11 protein-coding genes are annotated in these 13,095 nt (G+C 37.9%); 9 read left to right on the top strand and 2 right to left on the bottom strand.

Translation table 11 applies throughout. The features are described 5' to 3' along the window. Positions 1-116 precede the first annotated feature (116 nt). Positions 117-1,049: a DHH family phosphoesterase gene (locus ABH955_RS23180; protein ID WP_404491719.1), complete on the top strand. Its 933-nt coding sequence runs from the start codon at positions 117-119 to the stop codon at positions 1,047-1,049. Between the two features lie 51 nt (positions 1,050-1,100). Here the strand turns inward: ABH955_RS23180 and ytrI are convergent, their stop codons facing one another. Together ytrI and ABH955_RS23170 are read right to left on the bottom strand one after the other, a co-directional pair. Beyond that, a complete protein-coding gene (ytrI, locus tag ABH955_RS23175; RefSeq protein WP_002088948.1) occupies positions 1,101-1,604 on the bottom strand; it encodes a sporulation membrane protein YtrI in 504 nt (167 codons plus the stop codon). Further along, entirely contained in the window at positions 1,601-2,014 is a 414-nt protein-coding gene (locus ABH955_RS23170; protein WP_002015507.1) for a YtrH family sporulation protein, read from the bottom strand. The genes ytrI and ABH955_RS23170 overlap by 4 nt, the downstream gene beginning before the upstream one ends. A gap of 42 nt (positions 2,015-2,056) precedes the next feature. Between ABH955_RS23170 and dnaE the strand changes: the two genes are divergently transcribed. From dnaE to ABH955_RS23130, 8 genes are all read left to right on the top strand, one after another. Continuing rightward, positions 2,057-5,389, top strand: coding sequence for a DNA polymerase III subunit alpha (dnaE, locus tag ABH955_RS23165; RefSeq protein ID WP_033707218.1), 3,333 nt, complete (start codon positions 2,057-2,059; stop codon positions 5,387-5,389). Between the two features lie 133 nt (positions 5,390-5,522). Further along, on the top strand, positions 5,523-6,731 hold the full coding sequence (ystJ, locus tag ABH955_RS23160; protein ID WP_161793975.1) for an NADP-dependent malic enzyme: 1,209 nt from the start codon (positions 5,523-5,525) through the stop codon (positions 6,729-6,731). A 14-nt stretch (positions 6,732-6,745) separates the two neighbouring features. After that, positions 6,746-7,390: a FadR/GntR family transcriptional regulator gene (locus ABH955_RS23155; RefSeq protein WP_002129364.1), complete on the top strand. Its 645-nt coding sequence runs from the start codon at positions 6,746-6,748 to the stop codon at positions 7,388-7,390. Positions 7,391-7,575: 185 nt separating this feature from the next. Continuing rightward, positions 7,576-8,445: an acetyl-CoA carboxylase, carboxyltransferase subunit beta gene (accD, locus tag ABH955_RS23150; RefSeq protein ID WP_002015500.1), complete on the top strand. Its 870-nt coding sequence runs from the start codon at positions 7,576-7,578 to the stop codon at positions 8,443-8,445. Beyond that, entirely contained in the window at positions 8,433-9,407 is a 975-nt protein-coding gene (gene accA / locus ABH955_RS23145; protein WP_000818787.1) for an acetyl-CoA carboxylase carboxyl transferase subunit alpha, read from the top strand. The genes accD and accA overlap by 13 nt, the downstream gene beginning before the upstream one ends. A 128-nt stretch (positions 9,408-9,535) precedes the next feature. After that, positions 9,536-10,495, top strand: coding sequence for a 6-phosphofructokinase (gene pfkA, locus ABH955_RS23140; RefSeq protein ID WP_002034288.1), 960 nt, complete (start codon positions 9,536-9,538; stop codon positions 10,493-10,495). Positions 10,496-10,548: 53 nt separating this feature from the next. Further along, the gene (gene pyk / locus ABH955_RS23135; protein WP_002088940.1) at positions 10,549-12,306 is read left to right on the top strand and encodes a pyruvate kinase; all 1,758 of its coding nucleotides are present in this window, start codon (positions 10,549-10,551) and stop codon (positions 12,304-12,306) included. Between the two features lie 232 nt (positions 12,307-12,538). Further along, on the top strand, positions 12,539-12,928 hold the full coding sequence (locus ABH955_RS23130; protein ID WP_002088939.1) for an FxsA family protein: 390 nt from the start codon (positions 12,539-12,541) through the stop codon (positions 12,926-12,928). Positions 12,929-13,095 lie beyond the last annotated feature (167 nt).

Raw genomic sequence — 13,095 nt, 5'->3', positions numbered from 1 at the left:
CATTCAGGCTCCAAATTAATTTTGCCCCATTGTTTTTAATACTTTTGAGGTGGGAGTCTTACTACACGTTAATGCGGGATAAAATGAAGAAGTTGAATAAAAAGGAGATTATACATATGCATGAGCAAATTTTAGGAGCAATTAAAGAGTTTGATACAATTATTATTCATCGTCATGTACGTCCGGATCCGGATGCGTTAGGTTCTCAGTGCGGACTTGGTACAATTCTGCAAGAATCGTTTCCAGAGAAAAATATTTATATGGTTGGGTACAACGAGCCTTCTTTAGCATTTTTACGAGTAATGGATGATATTGAAGATAGTGTATATGAAGATGCACTTGTTTTCGTTTGTGATACAGCAAATCAAGAGCGTGTTTGTGATCAGCGTTATGCAAAAGGAAAGATGTTAATTAAAATTGATCATCATCCGAATGAAGACCCGTACGGAGATATTACATGGGTGGATACGACAGCAAGTTCTACAAGTGAAATGATTTATGAATTTTACAGTTATGGAAAAGATAAAGGATTAACGATTTCAAAGGAAGCAGCTCGCCTTATTTTAGCGGGTATTGTTGGAGATACAGGTCGTTTCTTATTCCCAAATACAACAGCGAAAACACTTCGTTACGTAAGTGAACTCGTTGACATGGATGTAAAATTCACAGATTTATACAATGAAATGTATAAAACGAAAGAAAAAATTGCTCGTTTAAACGGTTATATTTTACAAAACTTTACAATGGTAGAAGAAGGTGCAGCGTACATTAAATTAACGAAAGAGGTACTAGAAGAGTTTGATGTACTTTCTACTGAAGCATCTGGTGTTGTCGGGGCACTTGGTAATATTGATGGATTAAAGGCGTGGGTTCTATTTTTAGAGGAAGATGATGTTATTCGTGTTCGTCTTCGTTCAAAAGGACCAGTTATTAATAAGTTAGCAATGCAATATAATGGCGGAGGACATCCGATGGCTTCTGGTGCAAAAGCATCTTCTTGGGAAGAAGCAGATCGCCTGTTTGCTGATTTACGTGAGCTGTGTAGATAAAAATTGTATGTTGAACGAAAGAGAAGGAGAGGCACTGAAGCCCTCCTTTTTTTATTTTTCTTTCTCTATATCAATACTAATTTCAAGTACGGTATCAAAAGAGACTGTGTCTACTTTAAAGCGGTATATACGATCGTAATGTTTGTACGTTTTATTTTCGATGACTTTTTTGAGCAGGTCTTTATTTTTTGCGATGCTTTGAATGTTTTTCGTTAAAAGATGCTGGAGATCATTATGGATAGAAGTGGTCATGTTTTCAAGTGTAAGATTGTCTAAATCATATTTTTTTCGATTTATAATTTTTATTTTGATTTCTTGAATTGTTAAGAGCCGTTTATTTTCTGTGTTCAATTTCTCTTGGTCTTCGAGAAGGACGTGGAGTTTTGCTTCTTGTTTTTCGATAATTTCTTTTTGTTCTGCTATTTTACTAGTTTGTTCTTCTTGAAAAACACCGTATATGTACAAAAAAACAAACCAGCTCAAAACTCCTCCAACAGCAGCGCCAGCTAAAACTAAATACCACCTTTTGGCTGTATTGGCACTGGGTACTCTCATACATGTTCCTGTGTAAGCCATTTAATAATAATAAGACCAGTTTGCATACCGCCAGTTGCAAAAAAAATAAGGAGAATTTGTTTTACGATATCTTTCATATCTCCGCCAAAGAAGCTTCTTTCAAAGCTATAAAAGGTATCGAACGTTCCGCCAATTGCTGCAACGAGTGCCCAAATCCTTAAATTTTGGGCGAATTGATTAATATAAGTTAGAGTTGGTTTTCCGATGAGAAATGCACCAAATCCGCCTATTAATGAACCACCAAGTATAACTCCAAAGGCAATAAAATAACTAATAATAAGCAGAGAGAAAAAAGTATGTTCTCTTACATCCATCGTCATTCCCCTTTCTTCTTCATATATATGGACAAAGTATGAGAAGTATGTTTTGATTTCCGCTTTCCTCATCACCTATAATAAAAGTAGTCACATAGGTAAAGAGAGGGTACAACAGTGAAGTTTGTGCATTTACAATGTCAAACCGTTTTTAGTTTATTAAAAAGTGCTTGTAAAATTGATGAGCTTGTCATTCGGGCGAAAGAGCTTGGATTTTCATCGCTGGCCATTACAGATGAAAATGTTATGTATGGAGTTATTCCGTTTTATAAAGCATGCAAGAAAAATGGTATACAGCCTATTATCGGCTTAACAGCTTCTATTTTTAGTGAAGAAGAAGAAAGGTCTTATCCACTTGTCTTACTTGCTGAGAATGAAATAGGCTATCAAAATTTATTAAAGATCTCTAGCAGCATTATGACGAAGTCAAAAGAAGGTATCCCGAAGAAGTGGCTTGCTCATTATGCGAAAGGGTTAATTGCAATTTCACCAGGGAAAGACGGAGAGATTGAACAGCTATTATTAGAAGACAAAGAGAGTCAGGCTGAAGAAGTAGCTCATACGTATCAAAATATGTTCAGCAATTTTTATATAAGTTTGCAGCATCATGCAATTCAAGATGAACTGCTTTTACAAGAAAAACTGCCTGAATTTATTAATAAGGTAAACGTTCCAGTCGTTGCAACAAATGATGTTCGCTATATTAATCAAAGTGACGCACTTGTTCATGAATGTTTATTATCTGTTGAAGGCGGAACGAAAATGACTGATCCAGATAGACCGAGAATGAAAACGGATCAGTATTATTTAAAGTCATCGGATGAAATGGGAGCACTATTTTCTCATGCTGAGGAAGCGGTTCAAAATACAATAACAATCGCGGAACGTTGCCAAGTAGAAATTCCTTTCCATGTAAATCAATTACCGAAATTTCCTGTTCCATCTAACGAGACGAATGATACGTATTTGCGCCGTGTTTGTGAAGAAGGCTTGCAGAAACGCTATGGTACGCCGAAAGAAGCGCATATAGGACGTTTGGATCATGAATTAAATGTTATTTCTCGTATGGGATTTAGCGATTATTTCCTCATCGTATGGGACTTTATGAAATATGCACATGAAAATCATATTTTAACTGGGCCAGGCCGTGGATCGGCAGCTGGTTCACTCGTTTCTTACGTATTGGAAATTACAGATATTGATCCGATTGAATATGAATTATTATTTGAAAGGTTTTTAAACCCTGAACGTGTGACACTTCCAGATATTGATATTGATTTTCCAGATATAAGACGTGATGAGATGATTCGATATGTGAAAGATAAATATGGTCAGCTTCGTGTTGCTCAAATTGTAACGTTCGGAACTCTTGCAGCGAAAGCCGCAATTAGAGACATTGCTCGTGTAATGGGGCTCCTGCCAAGAGATATTGACATATTTTCAAAACTTATCCCATCAAAGCTTGGTATAACGTTAAGAGATGCATATGAGGAATCGCAATCGCTCCGTGAGTTTATACAAGGGAATCTGTTACATGAGCGTGTGTTTGAAATTGCAAAACGTGTAGAGGGATTACCGCGTCATACGTCTATTCATGCAGCTGGCGTTATTATGAGCCAAGAACCGTTAACGGGAAGTGTAGCGATTCAAGAAGGGCATAACGATGTTTATGTTACGCAATATCCAGCTGATGCATTAGAAGAACTTGGATTGCTCAAGATGGACTTTTTAGGCTTACGTAATTTAACGTTACTTGAAAATATTATAAAATTTATTGTTGAAAAAACTGGGAAACAAATTGATATAAGAAATTTACCTCTGCAAGATGAAAAGACGTTTCAATTGTTAGGAAGAGGGGATACAACAGGTGTATTCCAGCTTGAATCAGGTGGTATGCGAAATGTACTTCGTGGGTTAAAACCGAATGAATTTGAAGACATAGTCGCTGTTAACTCGTTATACAGACCAGGACCGATGGAACAAATTCCAACCTTTATTGAATCGAAGCATGGGAAAAGACGAATTGAATATTTACATCCGGATTTAAAGCCGATTTTAGAAAGAACATACGGCGTAATTGTATACCAAGAACAAATTATGCAAATCGCATCGAAGTTAGCTGGATTTTCGCTTGGAGAAGCAGATTTGCTGCGCCGTGCAGTGAGTAAAAAAAATCGTGATATTTTAGATCAAGAACGTAAGCATTTTGTTCAAGGTTGTTTGGAAAACGGATACGATGAGACATCTTCAGAACAAATTTATGATTTAATTGTAAGATTTGCGAATTACGGTTTTAACCGAAGTCACGCTGTAGCTTACAGTATGATCGGATATCAGCTTGCATATTTAAAAGCAAATTATACGCTGGAATTTATGACTGCGTTATTATCAAGTGCAATTGGAAATGAAGATAAGATTGTGCAGTATGTACGAGAAACGAAGCGGAAAGGTTTTCACGTTTTACCGCCGTCTCTTCAGAGAAGTGGTTACAACTTCCAAATAGAAGGAAATGCGATTCGATATAGTTTACTTTCGATTCGGAATATCGGAATGGCTACCGTGACGGCATTACTCGAAGAACGAGAGGAAAAAATGTTCGAAGATTTATTTGAGTTTTGTCTTCGTATGCCATCAAAATTTGTAACAGAGCGAAATTTAGAAGCGTTTGTCTGGTCTGGTTGTTTTGACGGTTTTGGTGTTTCGAGGACGACGTTATGGAGAAGTCTTAAAGGAGCGTTGGAGTATGCAAATCTTGCACGTGATTTTGATTTAGGGGATGCTGTTCCGAAATCAAAATACGTACAAGGAGAAGAGCTATCCTTTATTGAACAGTTAAATAAAGAGAAGGAAGCACTCGGTTTTTATTTATCTAGTTATCCGACAGCGCAGTATGCGGAACTAGGAAAAGAATTAGAAATTCCATCTCTTGCTCAGGCGATGCGACATAAGAAAAAAGTACAAAGAGCGATCGTATATATAACAAGTGTGAAAGTTATTCGTACGAAAAAGTTGCAAAAGATGGCGTTTATTACATTCTGTGATCAAAATGATGAAATGGAAGCCGTTATTTTTCCAGAAACGTATATACATTTTTCGGACAGGTTACAAGAAGGTGCAATCGTTTTAGTTGATGGTACGATCGAGCAAAGAAATCATAAGTTGCAATGGATCGTGAATGGACTATATCCGCTAGAAGAAATGGATGTTTATGAAGGAATGAAAGAAGCATCTGTTTACGTGAAATTGCCGTCTCAATATGAAAAAAAGCTTGTAAATCAAGTTACAAAAATATTGTTTGATTATTCAGGTTTTACGAAAGTACTAATTTATTATGAAAAGGAACATAAAATGGTACAATTATCTCGAAGTTTATCGATTCATCCAAGTGAAGAATGTCTAGGAGCACTTCGTGAAATTGTCGGTGACGAAAATGTCGTTGTGAAAATATAATGGACAATTTCCCTACACTTCGATTATTATAGTAGTAGTGTTCGTGGTCAGACCACTTGGAGAAATTGATATCAGCAAGCATAATTTGAGGAGAGTGGATAGTTTGTCAACACTTCGTGAAGAAGCACTTCACATGCATAAAGTGCATCAAGGAAAATTAGAAACTGTATCAAAAGTAAAAGTAGAAAATGCAAAAGATTTAAGTCTTGCATATTCTCCAGGGGTTGCAGAGCCTTGTAAAGAAATTTATGACGATAAAAGTAAGGTATATGAATATACAATGAAGGGAAATATGGTAGCAGTTGTGACAGATGGAACGGCTGTACTTGGTCTTGGTAACATTGGACCTGAAGCATCTCTTCCAGTAATGGAAGGTAAAGCTGTATTATTCAAGAGCTTTGCTGGTGTAGATGCATTCCCGATTGCCTTAAATACAAACGATGTAGATAAAATTGTTGAAACTGTAAAATTAATGGAGCCAACTTTTGGCGGTGTAAACTTAGAAGATATCGCAGCGCCAAACTGCTTCGTTATTGAAGAACGTTTGAAAAAAGAGACAAACATTCCAATATTCCATGATGATCAACACGGAACAGCTATCGTAACAGTAGCAGGCCTTGTGAACGCGCTGAAGTTAGTTGGAAAGAAAATGTCTGACATTAAAGTTGTCGCAAATGGTGCAGGTGCAGCAGGTATTGCAATCATTAAACTTTTATATCGCTATGGTGTACGTGACGTTATTATGTGTGACCGTAAAGGTGCAATCTATGAAGGTCGTCCTGTCGGTATGAATCCGGTGAAAGATGAAGTTGCAAAATATACAAATAAGAGTCGTATAGAAGGTTCTTTAGCTGACGTTTTACAAGGTGCGGACGTATTCATTGGTGTATCTGCAGCAGGTGCATTAACTGAAGAGATGGTTCGTACAATGAATGACGATGCAATTATTTTTGCAATGGCGAATCCGGTTCCAGAAATTATGCCAGAATTGGCAAAAGCAGCGGGCGCAGCTGTTGTTGGAACAGGTCGTTCTGACTTCCCGAACCAAGTAAATAATGTACTAGCGTTCCCAGGGATTTTCCGCGGTGCACTTGATGTACATGCGACACAAATTAATGAAGAAATGAAGATGGCAGCTGTACAGGCCATTGCAGAGCTTGTATCAGAGGATGAGTTGAATGCAGATCATATCATTCCAGCACCATTTGACGCGCGTGTAGCGCCTCAAGTAGCGGCTTACGTTGCGAAAGCAGCAATGGAGACAGGAGTAGCTCGCCGTCAAGTAGATCCAAATGAAGTCGCTGAGAAAACAAAACAATTAGCGCTGATTGGTAAAGAATAAGCGAGGAATTTCCATTGACATCATCAAATACAAAAGTATATCTCGAAATTGTAAAAAAAATCCGTTCCATTATGGAAGAGGATTGTTTAGTAGCAGGGGATCGTTTGCCATCTGAGCGTGAGTTAAGTTCACGCTTAAATGTTGGACGTTCCTCTGTAAGAGAAGCATTACGTGCGTTAGAACTGGTAGGATTAATTGAAACGAGACGTGGTGAGGGAACGTTTATTCGAAACTTTTACGATAACGGTCTTGTACAATTAATTGCTCCGTTCTTGCTGCAAGATGAGAAAACAATTCGTGATTTATTACAAACAAAACGATTGCTTGAGAAAGATATGATTCGACTTGTATGTAATTTACCGAAAGAAACGTTTTCTGAAGTACTAAGTAAATTACACCAAGTGCTTGAAGAAAATGAAAGCTCAATTCCGGTGCTTCATCAAACGTTCTTTAAAACACTTATTGAACAATTCAATAATTATTTACTCTATCGCATTTGGATGATCGTAAATGATTACGTTGCAACTCTTTCTTGTGAAGTTTCAGGAGATTCTATCGAAATGTATAGAAAGCTTTATGCTACTTTGGAAGTGAAACAAGAAAATGATGCATTAAAAATTTACGATGAATTAGTAGAGAATATACAGTTTCACTCGTAATGTATAAAATTTGTCGAAATGACCATGACACGTTATGACAAACATTCTACCGCATAGCGGTTAAAGTTAAACGTAAAGAGAGAGGTTATTAGACAGATTGAGAAGATAAGGCTAACATCAAACATTGGTGTTAGCCCCATTTTCTTCTTACGCTAACCTTAGCTCTCAATGAAGGGGGTCAAATTGTGCTAAGAGATTTATTCGTGAAAAAGAAAAAGTACGCTGCAATACCTTCAGAACAAGTACGAAAAGATGTACCAGATGGCGTTATGACAAAATGTCCGAAATGTAAAAAAATCATGTATACGAAAGAGCTTCTTAAAAATTTAAAAGTATGCGTGAATTGTGGATATCATCATCCGATGAATGCATGGGAACGCCTTGATAGTATATTGGACGAAGGTTCATTTCGTGAGTATGACAAAGAGATGGTTTCACTAAATCCACTTGAGTTTCCGGGATATGAAGAGAAACTAGAAAACGATCGTAAGAAGACTAAATTGAATGAAGCGGTTGTAACTGGTGAAGGAACAATTGATGACATGCTTGTTGTTGTTGCAGTAATGGATTCTCGTTTTCGAATGGGCAGCATGGGCTCTGTTGTAGGAGAGAAAATTGCCCGTGCGGTTGAAAAGGCATACGACTTACAAGTTCCATTTATTATCTTTACTGCTTCGGGTGGTGCTCGTATGCAAGAAGGGATATTAAGTTTAATGCAAATGGCAAAAACAAGCGTAGCTTTGAAAAAGCATAGTAATGCAGGAGGGTTATTTATTTCTGTTATGACTCACCCAACGACGGGCGGGGTTTCAGCGAGTTTCGCTTCACTTGGTGATTACAATCTTGCAGAGCCAGGTGCACTTATCGGATTTGCTGGTAGACGCGTAATTGAACAAACAGTGCGTGAGAAACTACCGGAAGATTTCCAAACGGCAGAATTTTTACTAGAGCACGGTCAATTAGATGCGGTGGTGCATCGTGATGATATGAGAGAATCACTCCGTAAGATTTTAGAAGTTCATCAAGGGGGGGAAATGGCTGTATGGCAGAGCTAGAATTTGAGAAACCAGTTGTTGAGCTAAGAAATAAGATTCGTGAACTGAAAGACTATACGAAAAACAGCCAGATGGACTTCAGTGAGGAGATTCGTATTTTGGAAGACAAGCTAGAAAAACTAGAGGAAGATATATACGGCAATATGAAAGTATGGGACCGTGTTCAAATTGCTCGTCATGCAGAACGACCGACAACGCTCGATTATATTGAGCACTTATTTACTAATTTTTTTGAATGTCATGGAGATCGCCTATTTGGCGACGATGCAGCGATTGTCGGCGGCATTGCGAAATATAAGGGGATGCCCGTAACTGTAATTGGGCACCAACGCGGAAAAGATACGAAAGAAAATATTCGTCGTAATTTTGGGATGCCTCATCCAGAAGGATATCGAAAAGCACTGCGTCTAATGAAACAAGCGGAAAAGTTTAATCGTCCCATTATTTGTTTCATCGATACGAAGGGAGCTTATCCTGGTAAAGCAGCTGAAGAACGTGGACAAAGTGAGGCAATTGCCCGTAATTTATTTGAAATGGCGGGTTTAACTGTACCTGTTATTTGTATCGTTATCGGTGAAGGTGGTAGCGGTGGTGCGTTAGGTCTTGGAGTAGGAGATTACATTCATATGCTGGAAAATTCCACTTATTCTGTTATTACACCAGAGGGTGCGGCGGCGATTCTTTGGAAAGATGCTGGTAAAGCAAAAGAAGCTGCAGAAGCGATGAAAATTACAGCATTAGATTTGAAAGAATTAGGTGTAATTGACGAAATTATTCCAGAGGCAAAAGGCGGAGCACATCGTAATGTTTTGAAACAATCAGAAAATATAGATTTAATGCTTAAGAAAACTTTTGAACAATTAAGCGGAATTTCGAAAGATGAATTAATCGAAAAACGTTATGAAAAATATATGAAAATTGGGCAAGTTTCGTTTTCAAACGCTTCCATTGGGATAAAATAAGAAAAGCGTGCGTTCCTCTTCGCGAATGCACGTTTTTATTATGAAAAGACACATCTTCTCCATTGTGTTTTTGTATTTTTTCGTGTTATTTTATTATAAGGCAAATAATCTTTATGAGGTGAGTACAAATGAAACGTATTGGTGTATTAACAAGTGGTGGAGATTCACCTGGTATGAATGCTGCCATTCGTGCAGTTGTTCGTAAAGCGATTTTCCATGATATTGAAGTATATGGTATTTACCATGGATACGCTGGTTTAATTTCTGGTCATATTGAAAAATTAGAACTTGGTTCTGTTGGCGATATTATCCACCGTGGTGGTACAAAATTATATACAGCAAGATGTCCTGAGTTTAAAGACCCAGAAGTACGACTAAAAGGAATCGAGCAATTAAAGAAACATGGTATTGAAGGACTTGTCGTTATTGGTGGAGATGGTTCGTACCAAGGCGCAAAAAAATTAACTGAGCAAGGATTCCCATGTGTAGGTGTACCAGGTACAATCGACAATGATATCCCTGGAACAGACTTCACAATTGGTTTTGATACAGCTTTAAATACTGTTATTGATGCAATTGATAAAATCCGTGATACAGCTACATCTCATGAACGTACATATGTTATCGAAGTAATGGGACGTCACGCTGGAGATATCGCATTATGGGCTGGTTTAGCTGATGGTGCAGAAACTATCTTAATTCCAGAAGAAAAGTATGACATGGAAGATGTTATCGCTCGTCTGAAACGCGGTAGTGAACGTGGTAAAAAGCACAGTATTATCGTTGTAGCTGAAGGTGTTGGAAGTGCAATTGACATCGGTAAGCACATTGAAGAAGCAACAAGCTTTGATACTCGTGTAACTGTATTAGGTCACGTACAACGTGGTGGATCACCAAGTGCACAAGACCGTGTATTAGCTAGTCGTCTTGGCGCAAGAGCAGTTGAATTATTAATTGCTGGTAATGGCGGACGTTGTGTTGGTATTCAAAATAATAAACTTGTTGATCATGACATTATCGAAGCGTTAGCTCAAAAGCATACAATCGATAAAGATATGTATCAATTATCTAAAGAATTATCTATCTAATTGGCTTAATGCCTTGTATTTGGGAACGGTTTCATAATTTTCGGAGGTGCAATATGCGTAAAACTAAAATTGTATGTACTATAGGTCCTGCTAGTGAAAGTATTGAGAAATTAGAGCAATTAATGGAAGCGGGTATGAACGTTGCTCGTTTAAACTTCTCTCATGGTAGCCATGAAGAGCATGGAGCTCGTATTAAAAATATTCGTGAAGCTTCAAAGAAAACTGGTAAAACAGTTGGTATCTTACTTGATACAAAAGGTCCAGAAATCCGTACACATGACTTCGTAGACGGACAAGCTGAGCTTGTAACAGGTGCAGAAGTAATTCTTTCTACTGAACAAGTATTAGGAACTGCAGAGAAGTTCTCTGTATCTTATGCTGGTCTTTATGATGATGTTGATCCAGGTTCTCGTATTCTAATCGATGACGGTCTTATCGAACTAGAAGTAATCGAGAAAGCTGACGGAAACATCCGTACAAAAGTATTAAACAGCGGAACTGTAAAAAATAAAAAAGGTGTTAACGTACCAAACGTAAGCATTAAGCTTCCTGGTATCACTGAAAAAGACGTGCAAGATATCGTTTTCGGTATCGAGCAAAAAGTTGATTTCATCGCAGCATCTTTCGTACGTAAAGCATCTGACGTATTAGAAATTCGTGAATTATTAGAAGGGCATAACGCTCAATACATCCAAATTATACCAAAAATCGAAAACCAAGAAGGTATCGACAACATCGATTCAATCTTAGAAGTTTCTGACGGTTTAATGGTTGCTCGTGGTGATATGGGTGTAGAAATTCCACCAGAAGAAGTACCATTAGTACAAAAACGTCTAATCAAAAAATGTAACGTATTAGGCAAACCAGTTATTACTGCAACACAAATGTTAGATTCTATGCAACGTAACCCACGTCCAACTCGTGCGGAAGCAAGTGACGTAGCAAACGCAATCTTCGATGGCACAGATGCAATCATGCTTTCTGGTGAAACTGCAGCGGGTCAATACCCAGTAGAATCAGTAACAATGATGGCGAACATTGCAGTACGTGTTGAAAAATCATTACAATACGAAGATATGTTCAAAAAACGCATTAAAGAGTTCACTCCAACAATTACAGATGCAATTAGCCAATCTGTTGCGCATACAGCACTTGCTCTTGATGTAGCTGCAATCGTAGCTCCAACAGAAAGTGGACATACTGCGAAAATGATCTCTAAATACCGTCCGAAATCTCCAATCGTAGCTGTGACATCTGACGAGCAAGTAGGACGTCGTCTTGCACTTGTTTGGGGTGTTCAAGCATTTATGTCTGAGAAACGTGCAGCTTCTACTGACGAAATGTTAGATACAGCAATTCAAACAGGTATGGATGCGGGTCTAATCGGACTTGGAGATACTGTAGTAATCACTGCTGGTGTACCAGTTGCTGAAACTGGTACAACAAACTTAATGAAAATCCACGTTGTTGGTGAAAAAGTTGCTAAAGGGCAAGGAATCGGTCGTAAATCTGCAAAAGGTAAAGTAGTTGTAGCGAAAACAGCTGCTGAAGCTGTAGCGAACGTAAACAAAGGTGATATCCTTGTTACGACAAGCACTGATAAAGATATGATTCCTGCAATTGAAAAAGCTGCTGCTCTAGTTGTAGAAGAAGGCGGTCTAACAAGCCATGCAGCTGTTGTAGGTGTATCAATCGGTATTCCTGTTATCGTTGGTGTAAACGGCGTAACAACAACTTTAAAAAATGGCCAAGAAGTAACAGTTGATGCAGCACGCGGAATTGTTTATAATGGACATGCGGAAGTGCTATAAGAAGTAATACGGAGAGAAGGATCGGAGTCCTTCTCTTTTTTTTACACAAAAAAGGATAGAGATAGCTTTAAATACCTGAAATCGCTTTGAAAAACGTTTATTATAATGTTTAGCGGGAAGAGGGTTATTTGTCCTTTGTGAAGCTTGTATGAGCGTTTTAAGGGGCTTATAAGGGGGTTTGCAAGGGTGATAATTTCAAACCTTTTAAATGAAATATGAAGGAGTGCGAGCTATGAAGTGGTTACTGTTCTTACTTATTTTAGTGCCGGCGATTGAGATTACGGTGTTAATAGGATCGAGTCATGTAATAGGTTTATGGTCTACGTTCGCTATGATTGTATTTACGGGTATTGTAGGTGTATATTTGGCGAAACGACAAGGGTTTAAAGTACTTAGAGAGATTCAATTTAGGTTAAATAGAGGAGAAATGCCGGGTGATGCGGTTCTAGATGGTATTTTTATATTCGTAGGAGGTATTCTTTTAGTACTGCCTGGATATGTGACGGATATAATAGGTTTTATCTTTGTTGTTCCTATAACGAGGGCTTTATTGAAGCCGGCTGTTATGAAGTGGATTGATTGGAAATTTAGAAAGAGAACTACTATTATTGTTCAGAAATAACGCGTAGATTATAGCGATCTACGCGTTATTTTTTTATTTGCTATTTATAGTCAATTGTTAGCTTCCTGCTCGGGTTGGATTTTTGTTAGTTATTAAACGATAGGATGCAGAGGGTTCTTGTGAATGAAAAGTGTTACATTAGGATGATGTTTTTTGCTTGTAGTAAG

Origin of the sequence: Bacillus sp. RC240 (assembly GCF_044907945.1) — a bacterium.
Lineage (GTDB): Bacteria > Bacillota > Bacilli > Bacillales > Bacillaceae_G > Bacillus_A > Bacillus_A mycoides.
This window is presented reverse-complemented; position numbering and strand designations above follow the sequence as displayed.